The 23,686-nt window shown below is 65.3% G+C and carries 22 protein-coding genes; 6 read left to right on the top strand and 16 right to left on the bottom strand.

Translation table 11 applies throughout. The annotated features are described in order from the left end of the window. Positions 1-650 precede the first annotated feature (650 nt). The 3 genes from A39O_RS0123660 to A39O_RS0123645 all read left to right on the top strand — a co-directional run bounded on the left by A39O_RS0123660 (position 651) and on the right by A39O_RS0123645 (position 4,708). The gene (locus A39O_RS0123660; protein ID WP_020507147.1) at positions 651-3,740 is read left to right on the top strand and encodes a tetratricopeptide repeat protein; all 3,090 of its coding nucleotides are present in this window, start codon (positions 651-653) and stop codon (positions 3,738-3,740) included. Positions 3,741-4,010: 270 nt separating this feature from the next. After that, complete coding sequence (locus A39O_RS0123650) at positions 4,011-4,298, top strand: type II toxin-antitoxin system Phd/YefM family antitoxin (protein WP_020507146.1); 288 nt, start codon at positions 4,011-4,013, stop codon at positions 4,296-4,298. Then, the gene (locus A39O_RS0123645; protein WP_020507145.1) at positions 4,286-4,708 is read left to right on the top strand and encodes a type II toxin-antitoxin system VapC family toxin; all 423 of its coding nucleotides are present in this window, start codon (positions 4,286-4,288) and stop codon (positions 4,706-4,708) included. The genes A39O_RS0123650 and A39O_RS0123645 overlap by 13 nt, the downstream gene beginning before the upstream one ends. Positions 4,709-4,752: 44 nt before the next feature. Here A39O_RS0123645 and A39O_RS42920 read toward each other — a convergent pair whose 3' ends face one another. Genes A39O_RS42920 through A39O_RS0123630 form a run of 3 tightly spaced genes read right to left on the bottom strand, consistent with a single transcriptional unit; the run spans position 4,753 to position 7,129 of the window. Further along, complete coding sequence (locus A39O_RS42920; RefSeq protein WP_245561967.1) at positions 4,753-5,970, bottom strand: TraM recognition domain-containing protein; 1,218 nt, start codon at positions 5,968-5,970, stop codon at positions 4,753-4,755. Further along, positions 5,856-6,542, bottom strand: coding sequence for a P-loop NTPase family protein (locus tag A39O_RS42915; protein WP_026199693.1), 687 nt, complete (start codon positions 6,540-6,542; stop codon positions 5,856-5,858). Before A39O_RS42915 ends, A39O_RS42920 begins: the two co-directional genes overlap by 115 nt. After that, positions 6,539-7,129, bottom strand: coding sequence for a hypothetical protein (locus tag A39O_RS0123630; RefSeq protein ID WP_020507144.1), 591 nt, complete (start codon positions 7,127-7,129; stop codon positions 6,539-6,541). The genes A39O_RS42915 and A39O_RS0123630 overlap by 4 nt, the downstream gene beginning before the upstream one ends. Before the next feature lie 207 nt (positions 7,130-7,336). Here A39O_RS0123630 and A39O_RS43415 point away from each other — a divergent pair, with 207 nt between their 5' ends. Then, entirely contained in the window at positions 7,337-7,783 is a 447-nt protein-coding gene (locus tag A39O_RS43415; protein ID WP_020507143.1) for a WGR domain-containing protein, read from the top strand. Between the two features lie 70 nt (positions 7,784-7,853). Here the strand turns inward: A39O_RS43415 and A39O_RS0123620 are convergent, their stop codons facing one another. After that, complete coding sequence (locus tag A39O_RS0123620) at positions 7,854-8,168, bottom strand: hypothetical protein (RefSeq protein WP_020507142.1); 315 nt, start codon at positions 8,166-8,168, stop codon at positions 7,854-7,856. A gap of 590 nt (positions 8,169-8,758) precedes the next feature. Here A39O_RS0123620 and A39O_RS0123615 point away from each other — a divergent pair. Next, on the top strand, positions 8,759-9,100 hold the full coding sequence (locus A39O_RS0123615) for a hypothetical protein (RefSeq protein WP_211211702.1): 342 nt from the start codon (positions 8,759-8,761) through the stop codon (positions 9,098-9,100). A gap of 105 nt (positions 9,101-9,205) precedes the next feature. Beyond that, a complete protein-coding gene (gene dinB / locus A39O_RS0123610; protein WP_020507140.1) occupies positions 9,206-10,447 on the top strand; it encodes a DNA polymerase IV in 1,242 nt (413 codons plus the stop codon). A 164-nt stretch (positions 10,448-10,611) separates the two neighbouring features. On the opposite strand, the gene brxL is transcribed toward dinB, so the two are convergent. The 12 genes from brxL to A39O_RS0123550 form a co-directional block, all read right to left on the bottom strand. Next, positions 10,612-12,651 carry a protease Lon-related BREX system protein BrxL gene (brxL, locus tag A39O_RS0123605; RefSeq protein WP_020507139.1) on the bottom strand — a complete coding sequence of 680 codons (2,040 nt, stop codon included), beginning with the start codon at positions 12,649-12,651 and terminating at the stop codon, positions 10,612-10,614. 26 nt (positions 12,652-12,677) lie between these two features. After that, positions 12,678-13,094, bottom strand: coding sequence for a four helix bundle protein (locus tag A39O_RS0123600; RefSeq protein ID WP_020507138.1), 417 nt, complete (start codon positions 13,092-13,094; stop codon positions 12,678-12,680). A 100-nt stretch (positions 13,095-13,194) separates the two neighbouring features. Next, positions 13,195-15,714 (bottom strand): PglZ domain-containing protein, encoded by a 2,520-nt coding sequence (locus tag A39O_RS0123595; protein WP_020507137.1) that lies wholly within the window; start codon positions 15,712-15,714, stop codon positions 13,195-13,197. Then, positions 15,711-16,310, bottom strand: coding sequence for a hypothetical protein (locus A39O_RS34850; protein ID WP_040528594.1), 600 nt, complete (start codon positions 16,308-16,310; stop codon positions 15,711-15,713). The genes A39O_RS0123595 and A39O_RS34850 overlap by 4 nt, the downstream gene beginning before the upstream one ends. Continuing rightward, a complete protein-coding gene (locus A39O_RS0123585) occupies positions 16,307-17,611 on the bottom strand; it encodes an AAA family ATPase (RefSeq protein ID WP_020507135.1) in 1,305 nt (434 codons plus the stop codon). Before A39O_RS0123585 ends, A39O_RS34850 begins: the two co-directional genes overlap by 4 nt. Positions 17,612-17,647: 36 nt before the next feature. Continuing rightward, a complete protein-coding gene (locus A39O_RS43260) occupies positions 17,648-17,782 on the bottom strand; it encodes a hypothetical protein (RefSeq protein ID WP_020507134.1) in 135 nt (44 codons plus the stop codon). Then, positions 17,775-18,074 (bottom strand): hypothetical protein, encoded by a 300-nt coding sequence (locus tag A39O_RS0123575; protein ID WP_020507133.1) that lies wholly within the window; start codon positions 18,072-18,074, stop codon positions 17,775-17,777. Before A39O_RS0123575 ends, A39O_RS43260 begins: the two co-directional genes overlap by 8 nt. 21 nt (positions 18,075-18,095) lie before the next feature. Then, positions 18,096-18,362: a hypothetical protein gene (locus A39O_RS0123570; RefSeq protein ID WP_020507132.1), complete on the bottom strand. Its 267-nt coding sequence runs from the start codon at positions 18,360-18,362 to the stop codon at positions 18,096-18,098. A 68-nt stretch (positions 18,363-18,430) separates the two neighbouring features. Continuing rightward, positions 18,431-20,953 (bottom strand): BREX-1 system adenine-specific DNA-methyltransferase PglX, encoded by a 2,523-nt coding sequence (locus A39O_RS34845; RefSeq protein ID WP_051088877.1) that lies wholly within the window; start codon positions 20,951-20,953, stop codon positions 18,431-18,433. Continuing rightward, a complete protein-coding gene (locus A39O_RS34840) occupies positions 20,950-21,369 on the bottom strand; it encodes a PIN domain-containing protein (RefSeq protein ID WP_020507131.1) in 420 nt (139 codons plus the stop codon). Before A39O_RS34840 ends, A39O_RS34845 begins: the two co-directional genes overlap by 4 nt. Continuing rightward, positions 21,350-21,676, bottom strand: coding sequence for a hypothetical protein (locus A39O_RS34835; RefSeq protein ID WP_157640373.1), 327 nt, complete (start codon positions 21,674-21,676; stop codon positions 21,350-21,352). The genes A39O_RS34840 and A39O_RS34835 overlap by 20 nt, the downstream gene beginning before the upstream one ends. Before the next feature lie 17 nt (positions 21,677-21,693). Next, the gene (locus A39O_RS0123550) at positions 21,694-23,676 is read right to left on the bottom strand and encodes an Eco57I restriction-modification methylase domain-containing protein (protein ID WP_026199691.1); all 1,983 of its coding nucleotides are present in this window, start codon (positions 23,674-23,676) and stop codon (positions 21,694-21,696) included. Positions 23,677-23,686: the final 10 nt, after the last annotated feature.

The raw sequence follows: 23,686 nt of genomic DNA, 5'->3' as shown, positions 1-23,686 counted from the left end.
CAAAGCCGGTCGCCTCGAACAAATGCGTTCGCTGGTTCAGCCCATCCCCGCGACCGGATAGCCCCTCACCGACTGCCACGTCCGGCCAGGCCGCTCGCGCGTCGCCTGCGGGCGCGGCTGTCCGCGGGACAGGGTTGTTGAGAATAATTCTCAAATGGGCGCCCCGGCGACCCGATTTCGCCGATGCTCGCCAGGAAATGCCTGTGCGTCAGCCCACCTGGCGCCGACCCCGGGTTCCGGCGCGTCCGCGAAAAACGCCGCAGCGCAAATGTCTCTCTGAAACAGAGTAGAGGAGTCCGCCTCATGGATGCGGTATCGTAAGGAGGATTGTCAGCGGAGAATATCGTGGTGTAACCGTTTAGCCCCCCGGTCTTGGCCGCCACTCAGACTATCAAGAGCCTACGCGATAAATCTCAGCGGCTATGTCAAGATCTGGTGCAACCCCTTCAGCGAACGCGCGTAGCGCCGCCATGCATCGGGCGCCCCCTCCGAACAGTTCGCGACCGCCGAGCACGCGGTTGCCCTGGGAGGGGGAAGGACCGGCGATGAACCGCTCGCCAGCGATGCCGACGGACGTGTTACGCCCCTCCTTCGCTTGGGCGAACAGTCTTTATAATTGTGGTGAATTTCCCACGAGAGAGGCAACGCCCATGTCTACCGACTCGTTTTCGTGGCTCCACCTCACCGATCTTCACTATGGACTCAAGGGCCAAGACTGCCTGTGGCCCAATCTGCGTCAGCCCTTCTTGGAGCATCTGGGGGCACTGCATGACCGCTGCGGCCCGTGGGACGCTGTATTCTTTACGGGAGATCTGGTGCAGTCAGGCGAGTCTGCCCAATTCGAGCGGATGGAGGCGGACGTTCTGGGTCCCCTCTGGGAACGCCTGGCGGACCTGGGCTCCAGGGATGCAGTGTTGCTGGCGGTGCCGGGTAATCATGACCTGCATCGACCCGATCCCGACGATGACGATGCCGCGGTCGACACACTGCTGAGACACGATGGCTTTCAGGGCATCGCTGGGAAGTTCTGGGACAAACCGAACTGCTGCTATCGGCGAGTGATTCAAGACGCCTTCGCGGCTTACAGCCAGTGGTGGGAGCATAACTCCCGCAGGCCAGCCGGGGTGACCGCTGGGACCCTGCCCGGCGATTTTGCGGTGACCATTGACCGCGGCGACCTGCGCATCGGCATCGTCGGACTCAACACCGCCTTCCTCCAACTCCAGCCCGGCAACTATAAGGGGTGCCTGGTCTGGGACCCAAAGCAACTGGGTGCCCTCTTTCCGGCGGGTATTGATCTCTGGACCGACCAACACGACCTGTGCCTCCTGCTTACCCACCAGGGCACGGATTGGCTGACAGATGAGGCGCAAGGGCAGAGCGTCGAGATTGCCCCACCGGGGCGTTTCGCCGCCCATCTTTTTGGCCACATGCACGAAGCGGCTTTCCAAAGTATCCGCCGAGGTGGTGGTGGTCATGACGCAGTGCTTCTCTGCCAAGGATGCTCGGTCTTTGGGATGGAGCGCAGGGGCGATCCGCCACAGATTGAGCGGGCCCACGGCTATGCGGCCGGGCGCATCCTGTGCGGTGAACCGCAGCCGCTCCTGCGGCTCTGGCCGAGCATTGCTACTAACAAGCTCGGCGGCTGGCGGTTTATCCCGGACCACGACCATGGCGTGTTGGAGTCCGACGATGGAACGGCACCTGAGCCTCTGTCCACTCGGTCACGCAAAGACAAATCCATCCCAGTACCGCCCCCAACACCCGCGCGGCTTGTCCCTATCCCCGCCGGCCCCCACTCGACCCTGCCGGCCCCGCAGCCCTTTTTTGGGCGCCGGGACTGTCTCGCGAAGATTGCCCAATACCTTACCCCGGAAAACCGGGGTTGGGGCGTGGTACTGGACGGCCCAGGCGGGGTGGGAAAGACCGCTTTGGCCCTGGAGGCGGCGCATCGGGCGCCCGCCGAGCACTTTCCGCTGAAACTCTGGATCACCGCCAAGAACCGCGAACTGCGCCCGGAAGGCGAGTTCAGGATTGAACGCCATCGGGTCGGCGATCTCAACGCCATGCTAGCCGAATTGGGCCGCGCCCTGGCCCGGGACGATATACCCAGGGCCTCGCCAGAGGACCGGCCGGACTTGGTGCGCCACGCGCTTGCCGAATATCGCGCACTGTTGGTGCTGGACAACCTGGAGACCTTTAGCCTCGAGGAGCGTCGCGAGGTCTTTGAACTCCTGAACCGGTTGCCAAGGACTTGCCGCGCGATCGTCACAAGCCGCCGTCGCGTCGGCTCATCGGTCGCTGCCTACGCCATGCGACTCGACAAGTTGGAGCGTGAAGCGGCCGACGAACTCCTGGACGAGCTTGGCCGGCGCTGGTCCCCGTTCCCCCGCTTGACCCCAGACGAGCGCGCCCGGCTTTATCTGGCGACCGGTGGTAACCCCCTGCTCCTCACTTGGACCGCGGGCCAACTCGGTCTGGAGCAAGGGCGCTGCCGCACCGTTGCCGAGGCCATCGAACGTCTGCAAAAGGCCGACCGGCTGCAACGGATCAATGAAGAGAACGACCCGCTCAACTTCATCTTCAGCGACTTGGTAGAGACCTTCACTGATGACCAGACCGCGGTCCTCGCCGCCCTGACCCACTTCACCCAGCCGGCCGCTATCGAGTGGCTGTTACCCCTGACCGACCTGAGCCGAGAGAGCGCCGAGACCGCCCTCGACGATCTGCGCAACCGTGCCCTAGTGGTAGGTGACGACCAGGCCGGCACCTGGCTACTGCCGCCCCTGGCTGTCCGCTACCTGCGCCGGGTGCGCCCGGAGGCGGTGGGGACGAGCGGCGAGCGCCTGGCTGAGCAAGCCTGTGCCCTGGCCCTGGAGAACGGCTACGAGGCATATAACCGCTTCCCAGTCCTTGAGGATGCCTGGCCGCAGATCGACGCAGCCCTTCCGCTATTGGGCAAGGGCGACAACCGCCGCTTACAAGCCCTGTGCGACGCGTTGCGGCAATTCTTAGATTTCACAGGACGTTGGGATGAACGACTCGCACTCAGCATTGCAGCCGAGATCAGAGCTGAGCGTGAGGGGGATCTAAAGCATGCCGGCCGCCGTGCCTTCGACGCCGGTTGGGCACAGTATCGACTCGGCTGTGCCACCGAGGTCCTAAAATGGGCCGAGCGCGCTGCTGGCCACTGGGAGGCAGCCGGCGCCCGCGAGCGGGCGGCGGCTGCCATCCGGCTGCGCGGCGAGGGCCATCGCTTGAACAAGGACTATGCTCACGCAATCAGCGACTTCAAAGAGGCACTGGAACTCTCGCGCAGCCTATCGCCGGGCACTGATCTCGTCGGCCACTGCTTTAATTCGCTTGCCAAAGCTTACCAAGCGTCGGGAAAGCTCGTTGAAGCCGAGGGTTGCTTCCAGGACGCACTGGCAGTCGCCCGATCACTACCCGATCCAAACGGTGTTGCTGCTTACACGGGTCATCTTGCAGAGTTGGCACTAGACCGGAGGCAGTGGCCGGAGGCTGAACACCTGGCCTCGGAGGCATTGGACTTGGACGAGACCATCCAGCGCCGAGAATTAATTGCGCGTGACAGTCGGCGTCTCGCCAAGGCACTGGCCCGACAGGGACGCGGCGCCGAAGGCTACCGCCACGCCGAGCGAGCAGTGACCATCTTCACGGAACTGCGATCACCGGACTTGACCGAGGCCCAAGTCGTCTTGCAGGAGTGTCTGGCCTGAGACAGCCCCGCGCTTAAACGATACAAATTATAATGTTATTCCAATTGGAAAAGATCCGGCACCACCCGCGGGCAGCGCTGGTGGTCAGCGCAACACAGGGGCGCACAGCGCTGCGGAGACCTCGCGCTGGTGGTGGACCCGGCCAAGCTGAGTTGTCTCTATCCAACCGACCGCCGGCCCGCCAGGCTTCTCGATCCGATCCGACCCGGCTAAGATGCCCATACTGGTGGCCATCGCACCACACCCCTAGCCCGCGGAGGGTGATTCCAAATGACTGAGATCTCAGTAGCCGAGGCAAAGACCCGACTGACCGGCCTGATCCATCGGGTCGAGGGCGGGGAGGTCGTGCATCTCACGCGCCACGGCAAATCGGTGGCCGTGCTCATGTCGGAGTCTGACTATGCCGCCATGCATCCCGACCGGACGCGGCCGGGTCTGTGGGACGCCATCGCCGACTGGCGCACCCAGGCCGCTTTCGACTGGCCGGACTTGACGCCGCAGGAGGTCGACGGGTGGCGCGATCCCTCCCCCGGGAGGGTCGTCGATTGGACCGACTGAGGTTCCTGCTCGACACCAACATCCTGTCCGAGCCGACCAAGCGGTCCCCCGAGCCCAAGGTCCTCACCCGTCTGCGCAAGCACCAATCCGAGTCTGCAACCGCGGCGACGGTGATCCACGAGATGCGCCACGGGCTCGGCCGCCTGCCGCCGGGGCGCCGCCGCGAGGCGTTGACTGACTATCTGGAGCGACTGCTGCGTCAGCCGATCGCGGTGCTCGCCTATGACCGCAACGCGGCCATCTGGCACGCCGACCAGCGGGTGGCATTGGATGCCCAAGGCCGCCCAACGCCCTACGCGGACGGGCAGATCGCGGCCATCGCCGCGACCAACGGCCTGATCTTGGTGACCCGCAACGTGGCGGACTTCGAGCACTTTGGCGGATTGGCGATCGAGAACTGGTTCGAGTAGACCGGCGCGAGATTGGGCGCAAGCCCAACCCGGCCGCCCCTTGCCTACAGCCGCTTCTGGCTGTTGGCGAGCACCAGCCCCAACAGTACGGCAACCACGCCCACCCCAACCGGCACCCCCATCGCAGGTAACGGGATCGGCGCCACCAACAGCATCGGCGTCCCGATCAGCATCCACAGCAGCGCCCACACCGCCCAAAAATGGATCAACGGACTGGCATAGGAAAAGCTGTGCTGCCGAATGCGCCGCCGTAACAACGCATCGTACGCGGCGGCAGCACACAGGATCAGGCTGAACGGCCACCAGAAGCGCAGGATCGCCAGGCGCTGACAGGCTTGCCCGAGTGACCACCACACCACCTGCACCCGGCCCGCGAGCCAGGGCCAGACCGGGCTGTCGGCCAGTTTCTCCAGCCCCGCCCCCGCCGTCTGGTGATCGGGGACCAGGAGATGGTAACTCCATGTGATCGCGGCCATGGCGATGGCCTGCAGGCGGGTGGAGCGGGCCGCATCGCTGGGGTCGCCCGCCCCGAGCCCGCGTGCGAGGCGTTCGAGTAACCCGCGGCTGTCCGGCCAGTCGATCTCGACTTGCGTCAGGGCGTCGCGCTGGGAGCGCTTCAGGGCCGCGTTCAGATGCGAGCGCATGATGGTGGTCACGCGGGTCTTGGGCAGGCTTTCGGCCACGTATTCCTGGGTCTCGGCATCGAGTACGCGCAAGGCGACCAGGTTGTTGATGTTGCCGAGCACCTGCCGGGCCTTGGCCTCGCTGCCGGTGCGGGCGGCGAAGTCGGCGAAGGTCTGCGCGGCGATCACCAGGCGCAGGCCGGCGCCGCGGCCCTTGTTCAGCAGTTGGATGAAGGGATCGTTCACCACTTCGGCCGACTCGTCGATGAACACGTTGACCGGCCGCAGGCGCCCCTGGTGGTTGTAGCGATCCCCGGCGACCGCGGCCAGGTCGGCAATGAGGATCGAGCCGATCGCCGACCCCACCATGGCGTCTGACAGGGAGTCCAGACCGACATAGAGCACCTCGTCCGCCGCGATGACCTCGGCCAGGTTGGTCAGCCGCCGCGGATCATCGGCCGTGCCCGCCACCGGTGACAGGAGCCTCTCCAGGTCCCCGGACGTAAGCATGTTCAGGATCGGCATCAGGCTCGCGACCATCTTGGAGAAATGGACTTGCTCGTGTTCGTAGAGCCCGAGCAGCCCGTCCAGCACGGTCGATGGATGATCGCTGCTGACCCGCTCGCGGTAGTAGCGCACCAGTGCTTTGACACGGGCGGTGGCGTCGCGGGCGCGCGCCAGGAGGGTCGCGGCTTCCGTCTCCCAGTCGGGCCGACACGCGGCGAAGTGCCGCCGCAGCGCCCGCTCGACCAGGGCCTCGGCACCGCCTTCCAGGTGCGCAGGTCCTGATCCCGTCCCCCCAGACCGTGCAGCCAGGTCGCACCCATGCGCTGCGGATCGCGCGGGGCGAACTGCTCGGGGCCGGCCCGCATCAGGTCCAGTGCCAGTTGCGTATGCACGGGGAGCCAGTCGAAGCCCCAGCCGAGCCACAGGTCCCCCGACCAGGACGGCAGGCGAGCCGCGAAGTCCTCCGGGGCGATGCACCCCAGCGGGTGGCCGCGCAGCCAGGCGTGGTGGCTGGCGATCCGCGCGGCACCCCGGACCCAGGTCAGCGCCATGGCGAGCGCCAGCCATGCCAGCCAGTGAAAGGCCCCCGCCGGCAGCCCCCCCAGACCCGCGGTGACCAGCGCGACCCCGGCCACGAGGACCCACAGGATGAACGCCCGGCGTTCATAATTGGGGCGCCAGGGATCGGTCACGGCCGCGCTCATACGGCGGTGACCTGCGCGCCGCCATCCGGGGTCATCCGGCAGCCGGGCCGGTGCATCAGGGCGAGTTTCAGCGATGGCAGCTTGAGTCCCGCGTCGTGCGCCGCGGCGGCGATGTCCGCGGGAGTGACCAGGACCACGGCGCCCGGCCCGACCGCACCCGCGGCCGTTGCGGCATGTGCCGCACGTACGCGGTTGATCAAGGCCGTGGCGACTGCGCTCGGGCTTTGTCCGGCCGTGGACGCAGGGGTTGAGTCAGGCGAGGTCAGCGTCGGCGTGGGAGCGTGGGGACCGGTGAGGGCCGGGGGCGGTTCCGTCGTGCCTGGGGCTGCCCCAACCCGCGTCCGGGACGTACAAAGATCCAGGGCTCCCGCCGGCAGCAAGGCTGCGAAGTAGCCGCTGGCTTCGACGTTGAGGGCGACCCCACGGACCCCGTCGATCGTGCGCAGGCGCAGGTAGGGCTTCAGGATGTCGACCGCGACCAGCGCGTCGTCCCACAGGGCGGCGATCTGCGCCTCCAGGGCGGGACCCTGTCCCTCCAGGCCCCCGGGCACCCGCACCCACAGCGGATTGCGGGCTGGTCCGGGCAATACAGCACGGCCGCGGCGCTGCGCTCGCCGGTGCGGATGGCCGCGGCTAGGGCCAGCCCTGGGAGGATGGGTCATGGCCGAGCGGCCGGTGGCAGAACATAGCCCCGAGCAACAGGCCGTCCTTGGGGAGTATTTCGGCTTCTGCGCGGGTCTGGTGAACGCGTTCTAGCCGCTTGGGTATCCTGGCGTTGGCGCGCGCATCGGCCCATGCGTCAGCGCCTTCGACACCTGGACTTTTTCGTTGTCCCCGATCAACATCAAGGTCAGCACGACGCGCGTCCGGCCACCGAGCGCCCGCCGGTTCCCGCGGCTCCGGATAGAAAACAAGGACGCACCGCCAGTGGATGGCGCGACGGTCTCACCTACGAAACGCTTGCTCGGTTCGGGGGACACTCCATGCGCTGGCTGCACATCGCCAAGGCCCGCTACTATCAGGCCCACCTCGAGAAAGACTTGTTCGGCGATTGGACCCTGATCACGGTCTGGGGCGGACTGGGATCGCGGTTAGGCCGGATGCGCACCACCGGCGTGGCGTCCTACGCGGATGGCCAGGCCCAGATCCAGAAGATCGCCAAGCGACGTCAGCAGCACGGTTACGAAGCAGGACCCGAGACGCCAGACTACCCGATCAGAACGACGGCAGGTGAGCGCTGAAGATTCTGTTTTCTTAGGGGAATGCGGGAAACCGGGTCCCTGGAGGCATTCAGCACAGCGTGCCGGGCCATCAGTGCAAGACGCGGGGAATCTTGCCCAGCCCAAGCGCCCACAAGGCGCACAGCAGGTCCTGTCGCGTCGCCAGCGTGCGGACCAGTGCCTCCTCCACTGACTCCCCGCCCATCCCGTCCCCGTTCTGGATCGACTCCACGGCCGCGCCCTCCGGACACTCCACCCACGCGGCGCCGAAGCCGGCGAGCCAGTGCCGCAGGGCCTCGCTATTGTCGATCGGCGGATAAAAATCGGGATCATCGGTGCCACCCTTGAACACCGCCCAGCCGGCGCCGAACCAACCGAACTCGGCGATGCGCGACGGGAGACTCATATGAAATCTGCGGACATTGCGGACGCGGTGGACATCAGGAGGTCCTCTTGGGAGACTGCGGCATCGCTCACACGGCTTGATTCACTGGCGGGCGCTGCCGCCCGACAGGCCAATCTTCCCACAACGTAGCGCGCCCCGTTGACTGCCGCACCCCCCCCTTGAGCGACTGACACCGCCGAACCATGGGATGCAACCGGCCCGTGCCTGGCGGTCCCTGCGCTGCATTACTCGCACACATGCTGCAGGCGCTCCGGTGGCCTCCGTGTTGTTGTTCTTTCTATTAACAACAACAAACAACGCGTCGGCGGGCGGCAGGAACGGTGTTCTGCCCCGCTTGGTAGACATTGAGCGCCCTGATCATGGCGCACAGGCCGCCGGCGACACCCGACGACCGCCAAGGGCCGGGGCTGGCACCAGGATGGCCCGCGCGGACGAGGATGCTGATAAGTCAAGGTGAGAGGCGGATAATCAGGGTCCGGGAGGCTCGCAATAGCGGTGCAATCCCGGTTACTGCGGGTCGCAGGATGTGAACGATGCGGCCAACCCGATGTGTAAAACCAGTGAAACGGAGCACCCAATGTCTGAGTTCCATGTCGACGCTGCGCCGCGCTGGTCAGTGCGCCAATGCCCATCTCCAGGCAACCAGGCGGGTTGGAATAATGGCCAAGTACCCGCGGGCACAATTCTCCCCGGCCAAAGACGAGATGCTGGCCATTGCCATCCTGCGCGAGTCGGTGGTGAAGCACGACATTCGGCCGCTGCTCGACAAGCTCTTGCCGCTCGCGGCAACCCGCGAGGCAGCCATCGCCTGGGAAGGAAAGGTCACCTTCTTCTTCGACGGATGGGACCAGGACCCGCGCGAAACCGCCGAGATTCCGGCCATCCGTGCCTACTTCCTGGACACGACCAGCTCGGTCTGCCCGCGGCGATGAACGAACGCATCGCGCAGGAGATCGCGCAACTCATCGAGTGCTCGTTCGAGTGAACTGGGTGGGCACGGGTCGCGCGGTCCCTTTCCATTGCTGAGCGTCAGGACCATGACCACCGGCCCCACACGCTGGATCATGCACCTGGACATGGACGCCTTCTACGCCGCGGTGGAGCAGCGCGACAACCCGGCCTTGCGCGGCGTGCCGGTCGTGGTCGGCGCCCTGCCCGGCGGTCGCGGGGTGGTGGCCACCTGCTCCTATGAGGCGCGCCGCTTTGGCATCCACTCGGCTATGCCCATCCAGGAGGCTCACCGGCGCTGTCCGCACGCGGTCTACCTGCGCCCGCGTATGGCGCACTACCTGGAGGTCGCCCGCCGGATTCGCGCGGTCATGGCCACCTGTACCCCGGTGGTGGAACCGATTTCCATTGACGAGGCCTTTCTCGACGTCAGCGGCCTCGGGCATCTGGTCGGTCCCCCGGAGGTTATCGGCCGGCAGATCAAGGCGGCGATTCGCGACGCGGTCGACCTGACCGCCTCGGTCGGCATCGGCCCGAACCGGTTGGTGGCGAAGATCGCCTCGGACTTCGGCAAGCCGGATGGGCTGGTCGTGGTGCCGCCGGAACAGGTCCTGGATTTTCTGGGCGGGCAGCCGGTCGCCATCCTGCGCGGGGTTGGCCGCCGGACCCTGCCCCTCCTCGAACGGCTGGGGCTGCGCACCGTCGCGGACCTGCGCCGGTTGTCGCTCACCCAGTTGCAGGCCCAGGTGGGACCCCGCGCCGCCACCAGCCTGTACCAGCAGGCGCGGGGCATCGCCTCCGATCGGGTCGGGGAGCGCGCCGCCCGTCAGTCACTCTCCAAGGAGACCACCTTCGGCGTCGACGTGACCGATCCCCAGGTCCTACGCGACACCCTGCGCGCGCTGGCGGCCGAGGTCGCCGCCGCGGCCCGGCAGGAGAACATCGCTGGGCGCACCGTCACCCTCAAGATTCGCTTCTGCGGCTTCGAGACCCACACCCGCCAGCGGCGGCTCCCGCGGCACAGCGACGACGCCCGCACCCTGTTCGCCGCCGCCTGGTCGCTGTACGAGGCCGGCCATTGGCAGGGCAAACCGGTGCGCCTGATCGGCCTGGGGATCGCCGATCTGGGGACGCCGGAGCCGGTCCAACCGGACCTGTTCGACGGCGCGGCCGAGCGCCCGGTGGACAACGACCGGGAGCGGCGTCTCACGGTCGCGGTCGATCGCATCCACGCGCGCTTTGGCGTCGGCGCCCTGCACCGTGGACTGTCCGCGACGGACCCTGTGGATCCGGCCCGCGGCCTGGATGAAACCCTGAAGTGCCCGAAATAACCCCGCCTTAAGTTTGATTTCGCGCGCGTCTTCTCAGACACTTGCTGGCCACGTAGAAGCTTGGGCAACGGGACCTAGGTGCCCCGCTTTGAGTCCAAAGGTTGCGCACGATGACAGATGGCCCCTTCTTGATCGGCAGCGTCTCCTCGTCTTGCCGAAATCCATCATGTCAGGCCAAGTGCCTTGAACGCCGCCTGGCGCATATCGCCGAAAAACACCGGGTCGACCTGCTCCAGCACGTCCGGGTTCACATCCAGGAACTGCCGCTTGTTCTCGATCGGGATCAGCGCCCGCTTGCCGCCGTTGTCCATGGCGACCTGGAGTGGCTCGGTGAGAGAACGCACGGGTTTGATGTTGCCCTGGATGCTCAGGTCACCGAGCACCAGCAATGCGGGCTGGGATGGCGACTTGCGCAGCGCCGAGTAGGCGGCGACGAAGAAGGCGACGCCAATCTCGGCCTCGACCTTGTTGCCGAGCAGGTCGATGACCTCGACATGGAAATCCGAGGTGTCGAGCTCCCGCGGCACACCGAAGGCGGTCTTGTTCGCGGACAGGTAACTGAAGGCCCGGCTCACGGACTCTTTCATCGCCCCGCTCACACCACCGGCGAGCTTGAGCTTTCCGGTACCCGAGGACAGCGTCACCTCGACGCGGTAGAGACCAACGGTGCCGTCACCGCTCACGGCGGCGGCATAGACGGTACCGGGCGGCAGCGGGTCTGCTGAGATAAGGCCCCGACCGCCTTGCTCAGGCACACCGACAAAGGTCTCTTCGCCGGTGTCGTTGACCAGATAGCTGAAGGAGGTCTGGTAGTACTCAAAGGAGCCCATTTTCTTGAGCTGCTCCTTCACCCGGCGCCGTCCTTCCAATGCCAACTCCAACAATTCAGCAAGGTCTTCCTGAGACACCTGCCCATGGGGGTGCAGGATCTTCACTAGTCCCGAGACGGTGCGACGGACGGCTTTGCGGTCACGCGCGTTCAGATGGGCGCCCAGCGAGAAATAGTGGTCGATGATCTCGGTAAAATTGTGCTTGCGCAGCTCCCGCAGGGCCTCGGCCAGGTAGTCGATGACGAACCCGTAGTGATCGGTGAAGTGCTCGTTGCGCATCTTCGGCACTTCCCAACCCGGCAGGTAGAAGTGCAGCCGGTCGATGAAGGCCATGTCGTCGCGGATCACATCCGGCATGGGCGCGAACAGGTGCCCCGTCTGGACCATGACATCGATCGGTTGCTGGGTGTTGCCGAACATCGCGATGCTGGCATACCCCGCCATGGCCTCCTGACCACGCTGGAACTGGCCGGACTCGCAGAAGGTCTTGAGCGTCGTGATGACCTCCTTGGGCATTTTCTGCAGATCGGCCACCTCATCGAAACCGACCACATCCCAAATCATCAGCATCCCTTTCTGCTTGCCGTTCATGTGGCCAAACAGATTCGCCACCGTCGTCGGACCGGTGAGCAGGGCCGCGTAGGGCGAAAGCTCCTGCACCGCATAACTCTTCCCGGTGCCGCGCGGTCCCAGCTCCACCAGGTTGTAATTGCGCTCGCACAAGGGAATCAGCCGGCACAGGAACAAGAGCTTGACCCGCCGTTCCATCACTGTCGGTTCGTACCCCATGCTGCGCATGATCAGATCCAGCCACTCATCGGTACTGAACTCGGCGCGCAGGCGGCGGTACTCCTCCAGGTCGAAGCTCGCGAGCTGGATGGGCGTGAGCTTGTCGATCCAGAACGGATTTCTGCCCTTGGTTTCTTCGTCATACTCGAAGCGCATGTCCACCTGCGCCCAGATGCCGCCGGTCAGGAGCCGGTCGAAGTCCCGCACATAGCGGTCGGGGATGTGCACATGGGTGTGCCCGAAGTTGGTGACCTCCGCCCAGTATTGAGAGTCCACCAGGCGGACCTTCACCTTGTCGATGAAGGTGTGCCGACCGTCCTCCTTGACCTTACTCTGGGCCTTCGTGCTTTCGTCCGGGCGAATGTAGTTGTCCGCCAGGGTGTCGTTGACCACCTGCAGCCCCATCTGGATCGCCATCTCGTCGGACGAGGCGCAGTACTTGCCGAGCAGGTACTCCAGGACGAAGACCGGCACGTTGGCGCCGACCTTGACCTTGCGGACCAGGTCCTTGCGGACCACCTTGCCGGCGAAGACCCGGTTGACCTTGTCGTCGAGGGTGTCGCGGGAGGGGGGGGGGTCAGTCATGGTTATCGGTCGTCAGTCGTCGGTCGTCAGTCGTCGGTCGTCGGTCGTCGGTCGTCAGCGGGAGACTTTTTCGCTGATGACCGATGACCGACGACTAGAGATGATCGCAGGGCGTTGAGCATTCGACCCACGTCCACGCAAGCACTCATTATCGGTTCTAGGGATTCGTTCGGCAAAAAGCCCAACCGATGTGCTAATTCGGATTGGGTCTCCAACTCCATCAAAGATCCGTAGGCGATGCAACAAAAGCGAATGAGCTCGGCATCGGTGCCGCGCCCTCGACCCTCGGCGATGTTCGATGGAACCGAAACAGCCGCTCTGCGCATCTGGGAAGTCAATCCGAACCGCTCGTCCGCGGGAAAGGTCTTCGTCGCCCGGTAGACCGTCTCGACGAGTGTCATCGCCTGCTGCCAGACGCGCAAGTCTCTGTGGCCTTTGTTCATGGTTTCTCTCGAATGCGTCGTCAGTCGCCAGTCTTCGGTCTTCAGTCATCGGTCGCCGGCCAGAGAGTCTCCGGCTGACGACCGACGACCGACGACATCGTCAAATCCCCAATTTCACCGGCAGCTCAGCGGTTTCGGCCAACACGCTATCCGTATGCGCATCCAGCACCACCACCCGCAGCGACTGGCAGGTGTCGTTGGTCAGCATCATGCCCACACTCGCCTCGGTCCCCGGCGCTAGTGTCAGCGTGCCTTTCCCGCGGTCGAGCTCCCCGCCAACCGCCATCCCAATGCGACCTACCTCTTCTGCGCCGGCCATTAGCACGACCCGCAGCACGATCCGCTCAGTCGCGAGCAGATCGCCCACCTTGAGCCCGAAGGTACGGTTGGTCACCGCCGCTGGATAGCCGTCGATCCGGACCTGCACGCAGGGAACCTTCGCCGATTTGCCGACTGTCATGCGCAGACTGACGACCGGGATCGCCAACTCCTGCAGGCTGAACCCACCGTGGTGGAAACTCAGGCTGCCACCTGCTTTGAATACCCCGAGCCCGGTCGGAAAGACATAGTCCAGGTCAGTGTGGTATCCCAACTCTGCCCCGGCTACCCGCACGGTTCCGGCCGGCGTGCTGCCCCCATGACCGATCCAGCAGCGGCGGTGCAGGTCCAGGGTGACGCCGCCGGGGCTGTCGGTTTTCATGTCGTCGTCCTTGCGGATGGCGAACTGGTGACCGTGGTCGGCGGTGATGACGAAGTGCTCGATGTCGGCGACAGCGAGCTTCCGCACCGCCCGGGCGAGATTGCCGATGACGGTATCCATCACCTGCCGGGCAAGCAGGTCACTGTCCGTTTCCCCGGCGAAATCGATCTCCTGAGAGCGGATCACCACCAGCGAGGCGCTGCCGATCTTCTTGCGGATCATTGCCGGGGTGCTACTGAGCAGCCTGCCCAGGGTCATCTCCACCACATCCGGTACCTTGGCCTTGAGGAACTTCAGCCGTTCGTTAAGACCGGCCATCTCCGTGCCTTCGATGCGTGCCGCCAGCTTGCCCTTCGCATCGATCAGGTCGAAGCTGGCCGCGGCCCCCGGCAGCAACGCCGCCATCCCGACGGGGGTGATCGACGGCAGCGCCGCAACGGCCGCTTGGACCCTCAGGTCTTTGGCACCTTCGATCTGGCGCGCCAGGTCCACCCCCATCTCGTAGCGCATGGCATCGACGAGGACATAGGCGACCCGCCCGCCCATGGCCTGTACCACCTCCGGGTAGATGCGGGTCTGGTGAAGCGCGCCGGGCACCGTCCAGGCGGCTGCGGCGAACGCCTTGGCAAATCCATCCGCCATCGTCCGCAGCAGGTATTCATGCGCCTTGCGGATGACTGCCAGCGCCTGCTCCGCTTCCGGCTCGTCGTCCATCTTGGCGACCCAGGCCTCCAGTCGTCGCTGGAGGCTGTCGGCGCGATGCCAACCGTCTTCGGCCGTATAGGCGGTGAGCCACTTGGCGGGATCAGTTGTCATCTTGCCCAGTGCCACGCGGACCCGCTCAAGCTCAAGCCCGAGCTCCGCCATCAGCCGACACGTCTCCCACTGGGCCTGGCGGCGCAGCTCACGGTCGACCCAGAAGCTGCGGCCACGCGCCGTGACGATGCCCAAGGCCGCGTCGAAGTCCTTTCCCACAATCAGTGCCGTGGCATGGGCGAGCAGCCCCCCCTCCTCGAACCGGAAGGTGTCGATGGACCCCAGATGAGCGGCCGGTACGCCGGCCCCCGCGAGCCCCAACTGCTGCTCCACGGTATCCGCCAGGCCCGGGTACGCCTGCGGATAGCGCCGCCGCAGGCCCTCCGCCACATCGCGAATCCGCTCAAGGTGCTCCTTGGTCGATGGACCCGGCACCATCCCGACCGACGGCGGCGGTGCACAAGCGAGATCGGCACGGAACTCGTTGACCAACACATACCGGCAGGTCTTCTCCCGCGCCTGGGAGAAGGTCGCGCCGTCCGGAAGTTCTAGACCCAATCGCACCCTGATCAGCTTGAGGAGCTCGGGCAGTGCCTCTTTCTCCACCAGGACGCCGTCCTTGGCGTCGGACGCCAGCCACTCGGTGAGCAACGCCTCGCCTTGAGCGCCGCCGAACAGGGTGCGAAGCACTGAGGCTACCTGTCCGCCCTGAGCCAGAAAGGCCACGATATCGTCGTAGGTCACTGCGGCCGGCCGGAGCATCTCGTCGATCTGTCCATCGGTGAACCGCTGGCGCAGCACGTTCAGCGCCAGCCGCTTGAGTTGCGGCTCATAACAGGCCCCACCCCGCTCCAGCTCCATCAGCACCGAGCCCGCGTGGTCCCTTGAGATGCCCGGCAGATACAGGATCAGCGGTTCCGGCTGGTCAGCCGCCACGATCGGCACGGCCGCCGCGTGCAGGCCGAAGAAGCTACCCGCGTAGCGGGCGAGCAAGGCGGTGCGGATACCGATCGTCACGCGCGGCAGCGGATCGCCGTCCTGCGGCTCCAGTTCGCGATCAAAGAACGGATTGAATTCATTGCGCGGGTCGTAGAAGACCACCACCGAGCGCTTGCGCAGCAACTCGTCCAGGTGCGCGCAGAGGTAGTCGTGGAAGGGATTCATGAAGCGAGTGGGCCGGTATACGAGGATGAGTTGGCGTCTCTTGCAACCGCTGCTGCAATCAGAGGGGCCTTCAGCCAAAGTTCTTTGAGGCTCAACCCGCCTTCCTGATACATACGATACCATTCCCGCCGCTGGCGCAGAACCCGTTCATCATCCCGCAAATGCAGCCGCTTTAATACGAATTCGGCCCGATCTATGAACTCATCAGGTATCGCTTCAGACACAACGAGCTGCAGCGAGGGGAGAATGATGCTGAACCAATCATCCCCTACTTCGAATGGGTCAAGAATCTGACTGGCTGGAATAGTTTTCTTGCTGGAATTGATCCAACCCGCCGCGTAGCGGTAATTACTCCAGTCATAAGCGCGGCTACGGTCTTTATCCCAGCTCTCGAAGTGATCGACAGTGCCGACCGGCTCATACATGGCGCTATAGGCACACAGATTCCTGAATCCGTCAGCCAGTTCGCTCTTGAACGCGGTCCAATAATCATACGGACGCTTGGCGTCGGGATGATCCGCAAGCCAGCGTGCGCCCGGAACCTCTACCCCGGCGTGGAACCGTTCAGGCTTCGGGGGTTGTTCGAATCTGATCAAGACTTTTCCTCCTGCCGCTCGCCTGAAACGACCCAGCGCGGCCAGAACAGATCATGCCCGGCCAGCACCCGCACCAGCTCCCGATGAATGTCATCTCTGGTTTGTAGCCCGATTGGTAAGGCACCATGGTCGTTCCGCATATAGGCTTCCGCCGCCTCAATGGCGCGTTCCGCCTCGATGGACCGACCCTGTTGCAGACCAAAGATGTCGGAGACCAGCCAGTTGACCACATCCCCCTGTTTAGCCCAGGGGACTTCCCGCAAGCCGACGAGACCGTTCATCAGATCGAAATGAAAGATCTTGTCCATCGTCTCATCGAATTCGGGCTCGGCAGAAGCGAGTACTAGTGGCGAATGGGTCGCCGCCACGATCTGTATGGTTGCCTGCGGCAACAATACCCGTGCGGCATTGAAAACAGATCGGAGGATTGAACGCTGCCACCGTGGGTGCAGATGGCTTTCCAACTCGTCGAAGAGCATCACAACCTGTGTTGTACAATCTTCACCCAACTGCCGCGCAGCGAGCACATGCTCGGTCCATGACCACATCAACATGTATGCCAGACCAGCGGCTCGCCGAATCCCAGCCGAGGCATGAACGATGGGTACCCCCTTGCTGTAGGCAGTCCGAATGGACGGAATATCCCGGGCGTCGTTCACCGACAGCCGCATCAAGGGGCCTGGCGCGATGTACTCTGGCGCGGGGACGAGCCCCGCGAGCACTGAGGCCATATGCTGCGCGTTCTCCCCGTTTTCCCGAATCCAGATGGCCCAGTCGCGCAACAACCCGCTGCAAACCAGCGTTGGTTTGCCATCGACAGGCATCGCAAGACCGTCCCAAACATCGTTCGCAGAGAATACATAACCCGGCAGACGTTCCTGAACATCGACCCGTCCCTTCTGCTTCCAGTAATTGCGCGCCGGATCCCAAACGGAAAACCCGCCATCGGAGTGCGCGTAGACGATCAGGCCCGGATTCCATGGTCGCCCGGCTTTGCCCGTCCATGCCTCATCGCGCGCGACATAGTGGCTTTCATAGGCAACACCTTGCCGTGACTTGGATGTGAGTCGGAAACCGATGGTCGCCCGCGATCGCGGGTCCGTGGGTCGCGCTGGGTAGCCTGACGTAAGCCGCGGATTGAGGTCATGGGGCCAACGCCGGGTCAACGCCCACCACATCAAGTCCAGCAAGAAGCTCTTACCGAGACCGTTGTCGCCGGTGATGAGGTTGAGTCTCGGTGCCAACTCCATCTCCATCTCCGGGGCCGGACCTACGTTGACGAGGTGCAGATATTCGAGCATCGCTTGTATCTCATCCCACAGCTTCAAGAAGGCGCTTTACCAAGTCCAGGCGACAACGAAGGCGCGTTGAGGATCATCCAAGACAGCACGCGCCCAGGCTCGGGTGTCAGTGTCGCCATTCCAGGCGGCGATCAACACATTGGCATCGAGATAGGTCCGCCGCTCAGTCATCCTGTTCCCCACGACGTTGCTGCACTTCCGCAAGAATTTCGTCCCAAGACATGGGTTCCGGCAGTTCGCCCTCGCGCGCAGCCTGGTCGCGCAAGGCGTTCAACCGAGCCCATAACGCGGTTCGGGGCGGCACGCTGTCACCAACCGGAACCAGGTCCGACGCGTCTCCCACCAGTTCGAGCGGATCGATGACGACCGCAATACGATGACGACCCGGCCTAACCGTAACAGGAAGACGCAGCACCAGATCACGCTCCGTACCTATTTCGCACTCAAAAGTCAGTGTCTGCATAGCGATTTACCCCTTGGCCGGTCATTCATCAGCCAGACCACCGCGACGGCGGCGGACCTCTGCGCTGATCTCCTCGGTACTCAGCAATTTGCCCCCGCCCGCAAGGTGCGCCTTGCGCGCCGCGAGCGCCAATCGTGCGATTTCGGTGCGTGGCTGATAGTCCTCAGTCATCGTCTTGTCCGCCAGGCGCTCAACCGTAATCCTGACCAGAACACCCGCCGGCAGATCATCCGGCAGGTGTAACAGATGGTCGGTCGGGACATTGGTTTCAAAGGTTAGGTTGTGCATCGCTGACTCCTTCTTCAAGAAGGCCTGGGACAGTGCCCAACATTGGATGTCTCATGAGTGTGGGGGGTTCAGGGTTCAGGGTTCAGATGGTAGCGGGTTCCGCGACCGGCGCCGGTCTTGGTGACTGTGCCCGCGGCGAGCAAGGCGTTGATGGCGGCATTCCACTGGGCGTCGGTGAGGCCGGTGGCGGCGAGGACCTCGGACTTGCTGGTCGCACCCTGGGCCGCGGCGATGGCCTGCTTGACGGCGTCCAGCATGACCGGATCAGGGGCAGCGGAACCCGTTGCAGGTCCGGAGCCTGCGCCGGCATTATCTGTCTTCGGGGCAGTAGGAACGCGCCGAACCGGGCCCCGTCCCGACGACTTGCGGCCACCGCCACTGCCAGTGGCCGGCGCGGGGGCCTCCAGCAGGCTGTTCAGCGCGTCCTTGACCGCGGCGGAGGTGCGTTCCGCGATGAGGCGGTCGACCTCTGCCTGCGCAACCGTGAGGGGCAGCCACTTCCCGGGTCGTACGTCGTCAGTCGTCAGTCTTCGGTCGTCAGCAAGAGAGTCTTGCGCCGACGACCGACGACTGACGACCGACGACTCTTCCCAGAAGACCGCTTCAAGCCCGTGGGCGATGGCGAGGCTGCGGTCCGCGGCGCACTTGGGGACGACCCGCTCGGGCCAGAGATGCATCGCCAGGTGTGCCCAGTCGTAGTCGCCGGCGGTGAGTCTGCCCCAGCAATCCTTGCACTCCTTTTGCCAGGCCCGGTGCTGGGGCACCAGGCGCCACAGGGGCGCGAAGTTGATGATGACGCCGTCGTTGAGGTCCGGATTCCACAATGGGGCAACCCGACCGACCTCTTCTCGGAAGGTTCGGAGTTCCTCGACGAAGCCTTCCTGCTCGGCGATCTCCTTGCGCTGGTTGGCGGTCGGGGTGCCACCGGCGCCCTGGACCAGCCCCATCAGCTTGCGCTCCTCGTGTTGGAGCTTGGGGGTCACAGAGTCGTTGAGGACCTTGTACAGGGTGTCCCGAGTGAAGCGATGGTAATAGAGCCAGACCGAGTAGCGCGCCGAGGGGGTGGCGAGCTGCCAGTAGATCGGGGCCTTGCGGCGGCTCTTGGAGCAGCGCTTGATGTGGTCCGCGAAGAATGACCGCGCGAACCAGGTCCGGAGATCATTCCCCCGGCCTTCGAGTATCTCGGCGGCCTCGCGCCAGGCGGAGTCCGCGTCATCGCTGAAGACGCGATCGAACACCAGCCGGCTGCGCGCGGCGAGATCGCGCTCATGCCCCGCATCGTCCACCAGGATGCCGTCCCAAGGGATGTCGACGGGATACGCGGCGGGCAGGTCATCGGCTCCTGCCGGCAGGCCCTGGGCGTTCTGCAATTGGCCGGGCGGGCAGACTGGCAGGGGGTCGAAGGGTCCCGGCGCAGCGGGCGCGGCGCGCTGGCCGGTCGCGAGCCGCAGGTCGAAGCGTCCGCAGGCGACACCGAGGGTCCAGGAGACCAGCAAGGCGGTCAGCGGGGCCGGGTCGGCGACCGCGCCGGGGCCCTCGTCGTCCTCGCCCAGGTCCTCGCCTGGGTCGTTGGGCGCCGCATCGAGCGTGCCGCCGGGGCCGACCTCGATCCGCCGTCGGTCCTCGCCGTCGATCCCGTAGAGCGCGAAGCAGCGGTCGTCGATGTCCGCCTGGATGTCGGCAAGCTCCGCCTCCGTGGCCTGGACCCGAGCGGACCAGGCCGCGGCGCGGCCGGCCAAGTCCTCGCCGGGAACCTGGAGCAGGGCCGGCAGCAGGAAGGCGTGGGAGGTTTCGGTGGCGGTGTCGAGGGCGTGTTTGAGGGACCAGGCGCGATGGGCCAGGGTGGACAGGGTTTGGGCGTGGGTCGTCGGTCGTCCGTCGTCGGTCGTCAGCGGGGGGACCGGGGTCTGCTGGATCAGGCCGACCTCATAGGATTGGGCGAGCTCGGTTCTCGCCAATTGAAGCGCGACCAAGGCGCCGAAGGGCGCCGAGTTGACCAGGGCACAGAGCGCGAGCAGGGACTCGGGGTCGTCGCCGTCGACGAAGGCGGCTGGGCCTTTGTCGGCGAAGATGCAGCCTGCCGGCATGGCACGGAAGCTCAGCCCGTTGGTTCTCCGCGGCCAGGTGAGGCCGGGGCGGAAGTACCAGGGTTGGGCTTGGATCTTCCGGGTAGCGCTGCCGACCTTGGCTTCAACAAAACATTGGATCTCTCTGCCTGCATTGGCCCAAGCGAGGCGCAGATACAAGTCCGCATAATAACGTCCGAAGGCTCCTCCTTTCGCAAATGAGACCCACTCGGCGACTGAAACCGGCACTTCCCAGTCCAATCGCAGGAAGCGAAAATCATCCAGCGTCCCAGCTCCGCACTTGGCGGTCCGTCGTTCCCCCTCGAAATTCGGAAGGCGACTGAATGCGCTTTGGGCACTCGGGCTAATCCAATACGCAAACGGCGCCCCCGGCACCAGCGCGAAGGCATTGGGATCGGCCTCGAACACCCGCGGATCGGACTCGCCGGCGGCGACGGCGTGCAGGGCGGTCCGCAGGGCCAGGGCCTTGTCGTCGTCTTCCAGCAGGCGCAGGAAAAGGCTCACTGAGGGGACTCCTGGGGGTGAAGTGATACGGCGTTGAGTCCCGGAACCAGGAACAAGGGCTTGGTGGGACGCTCCATGGTCACGAAGACCTCGGCCCCGGCCTGCAATGCGGCGGCGGCGTGCAAGGCGTCCATCGCCCCCAGGTGCCACTGGGCCGCAAGGCTCAGCGCCCGCGCGACCAGTTGGTCACTGGTGGGGATGCACAGGCTGACCGTGGCGAAGTACCGTTCCATGAAGGTGATCTCGTCTTCACGCCGGTAGAACAGCGGTTTGCGCAGGGTCTCCAGCCGCAGATAGGGGCTGGCGACGAAGCGCCGGACCGGATCGCCCAGGAGGGCGATGGCCGCCTGGGCCGCCGGTTGGTCGCCGCGATAGGCGACGATCAGGGCGTTGGCGTCAACGTAGGTCGTCGTCATCGCCGGCCTCCGCGCGCCCTTGCCTGACCTCCTCCAGGATGGCGTCCACGGGGGCGAGTGCCAACCCGCGTGCCAGGGCGCGTTGGCGGATGGCCAGTAGATCGCGCCCCAACGCACTGAGCGCCACTGCGGCCCCGTCCGGGGCCAGGCTCCCGGTTTGATCGCTGGTGTCTGGCGCGGGCGGCGGCAGGGGTGCCGGTGGTTCGGGCAGCAGGGTCACCACCACCCGCGCCCGCGCCACGCCGGGCAGCGGCTCCAGCAGCCGCACCTGGCCGTTCTCGTATATACCTTCGATGCTTGTCAGCATGGCCGTTCCCATCCGTTTCACTGTTTGATCAGACAATAGGCCGCGGCCTCGACCATCGCCGCGTCCATGACCCCGTGGCCCAGATCCGCCAGCACCGTGGGTCTGGCCTCGCCGAGCAGCACGCCTTGGCGCCAGTGCCGGTAGCTGGTCAGAAACAGGGGGGTACGGGAGGTGATGGCGCCCAGGATACCGGCGGGGTGCAGCCACTGTACCCCACGCTCGACGCAGGCGGCGAGCAGGTCGCCCTTGGAGCGGGGATAGGCGCCCGCGAGGTAGGGACCGGCGCGGGCGCAGGGGGCGCCGAAGGGCGGATTCATCAGGGTGACGTCGAAGCGCAGCCCGCACAAGTCGATGAATCCGAAACCGCGGGCGGCGTCCTCGCTGAACAGGCGACGCCGATAGGCCTGGCCGTTGACCGACTGCTCGGCATAGTGTCGCAGGGCGTGCAGGACGGCCGCCTCCGCCTGCTGCCAGCGCGCCTCGTCCAGGGCGCGGAACAGGGGTCCCTGCTCGCCGTAGACCTCCCGCACGGCGGCGCGGATGTCCTCCTCAATGCGCAGCAGGGAGCCGACCTCCCCCGCCAGTTCCATCCGCTGGAAGACTTGCTCGATCAGCCGGGCCAGGTCCGGGTCCAGGGTCGTCAGCAGCTCCCGCCGCAACTCGGGCTCGCCGGGCATGGGCTCGGCGACAACGATGTTGGTGCGCTGGATGGGCGGGCGCTCCCCGCGCGGGACACCCAGCTCCAGATAGCCCCGCTGGGCGCGCAGCCACAGGGCCAGGGCGGCGATCTGGGCGGCGCGGGGGTCGATGTCGATGCCGTACAGGTTGTGGCGCAGGACGAGGCCGGGCAGTGCCCGGTGCATGGCGTCCCGGTCCGGATAGTCGTCGCGCAGGGTGCGGCCAGTGACCTCGGCGGCGGGGGCATCCGGGTCCTCCCAGGCCTCCTGGTAGATCGTCAGCAACAGGGTGAACGCATAGAGCAGGAAGTGCCCGGAGCCGCACGCGGGGTCCAGAATCCTGAGATCCCGCGGGTCTTTTTTGGTGCGGGTAGGGGCTGCGTCGTCGGTCGGAGAGTCGTCAGTCGTCAGTCGCCGGTCGTCAGCCGGAGAGTCTTTCGCCGATGACCGATGACCGACGACCGACGACCCCTTCCGCACCAGATAGTCGAGGTCCTTGAGACGGGTGTCGCCCCGGCGCATTTCGTACCAGATGCGGCCGAGGCTGTTATCCGTGAGGAACTGGACGACATAGAGCGGGGTGAAGAACTGATTACGGACAGCCAGCTCGCGGCTGTTGCGCGGCGCCTGACTCTCGGCGCGCATCTGCCGGCGCTCGTCGTCGCCGTTGAAATACTGATAGACCCAGCCGATGGTCTCGTCCTGATCCCAGACGCCGGCCAGTTCGGGGTCGTTGAGGATCTCCAGCAAGCCCGGCTGCTGAGAGCCGAAGAGAGTCGCACGCGCGGGCCACAGCAAGCTCGCCGGGTCGCGCCGGTCGAACAGCACTCGCACCTCGCGACCGATCTCGTCGAACAGGCTCTCAATGTAGAGCCGGTAGCCGCGGTCCGGAAGCTGTACCAGCCCCGGCGCAAGCCCGCAGAACTCCTTGAACCCCGACGACTGCTCGCCCCGCGAGATGCACTCCTGCACCAGCCCACGGGCCTCCAGCATCTTGAGCGCCACGAACCGGTTCAGGGTCGTGAACGCCGCCTCCCGCCGGTAACTCGCAACCGCTTCGGCGTAGTCGTCGGTCGTCGGTCGTCGGTCGTCGGCCGAAGACTGACGACCGACGACTGACGACACCCAGTGCTCGACCGCGGCGACCAGCTTGATCCTCACAATCCGCTGCGCCGGGTCCAGATGGCTCCCTGGCTCGCCCGCGATGGTGCCGTCCAGCCGGATGTCGAACACACCCGTCAACTGGTCCTCGAAATCCTGTTCAAGCAGTCCGCGCGCGGCCTGGGTGGCGCGTTGGATGCGGTTGCGGGTGTCTTTGTCCATGTTTTGGGAG

The sequence above is a fragment of the Lamprocystis purpurea DSM 4197 genome (assembly GCF_000379525.1).
Taxonomy (GTDB): domain Bacteria; phylum Pseudomonadota; class Gammaproteobacteria; order Chromatiales; family Chromatiaceae; genus Thiodictyon; species Thiodictyon purpureum.
Note: the sequence above shows the minus strand (reverse complement) of the source record. Positions and strands in the feature narration are given on the sequence as shown.

Coding starts and splice junctions, on each gene's coding strand:
- A39O_RS0123570 (WP_020507132.1), bottom strand. CDS start 18,362: ATGCACAACCTAACCTTTGAAACCAATGTCCCGACCGACCATCTGTTA.
- A39O_RS34840 (WP_020507131.1), bottom strand. CDS start 21,369: ATGACGACGACCTACGTTGACGCCAACGCCCTGATCGTCGCCTATCGC.
- dinB (WP_020507140.1), top strand. CDS start 9,206: ATGACCACCGGCCCCACACGCTGGATCATGCACCTGGACATGGACGCC.
- A39O_RS0123585 (WP_020507135.1), bottom strand. CDS start 17,611: ATGCTCGAATATCTGCACCTCGTCAACGTAGGTCCGGCCCCGGAGATG.
- A39O_RS43415 (WP_020507143.1), top strand. CDS start 7,337: ATGCGTCAGCGCCTTCGACACCTGGACTTTTTCGTTGTCCCCGATCAA.
- A39O_RS0123595 (WP_020507137.1), bottom strand. CDS start 15,714: ATGAATCCCTTCCACGACTACCTCTGCGCGCACCTGGACGAGTTGCTG.
- A39O_RS0123620 (WP_020507142.1), bottom strand. CDS start 8,168: ATGAGTCTCCCGTCGCGCATCGCCGAGTTCGGTTGGTTCGGCGCCGGC.
- A39O_RS0123550 (WP_026199691.1), bottom strand. CDS start 23,676: ATGGACAAAGACACCCGCAACCGCATCCAACGCGCCACCCAGGCCGCG.
- A39O_RS42915 (WP_026199693.1), bottom strand. CDS start 6,542: ATGAGCGCGGCCGTGACCGATCCCTGGCGCCCCAATTATGAACGCCGG.
- A39O_RS43260 (WP_020507134.1), bottom strand. CDS start 17,782: ATGACTGAGCGGCGGACCTATCTCGATGCCAATGTGTTGATCGCCGCC.
- A39O_RS0123660 (WP_020507147.1), top strand. CDS start 651: ATGTCTACCGACTCGTTTTCGTGGCTCCACCTCACCGATCTTCACTAT.
- A39O_RS34835 (WP_157640373.1), bottom strand. CDS start 21,676: ATGCTGACAAGCATCGAAGGTATATACGAGAACGGCCAGGTGCGGCTG.
- A39O_RS0123615 (WP_211211702.1), top strand. CDS start 8,759: ATGTCGACGCTGCGCCGCGCTGGTCAGTGCGCCAATGCCCATCTCCAG.
- brxL (WP_020507139.1), bottom strand. CDS start 12,651: ATGACTGACCCCCCCCCCTCCCGCGACACCCTCGACGACAAGGTCAAC.
- A39O_RS0123650 (WP_020507146.1), top strand. CDS start 4,011: ATGACTGAGATCTCAGTAGCCGAGGCAAAGACCCGACTGACCGGCCTG.
- A39O_RS0123600 (WP_020507138.1), bottom strand. CDS start 13,094: ATGAACAAAGGCCACAGAGACTTGCGCGTCTGGCAGCAGGCGATGACA.
- A39O_RS0123575 (WP_020507133.1), bottom strand. CDS start 18,074: ATGCAGACACTGACTTTTGAGTGCGAAATAGGTACGGAGCGTGATCTG.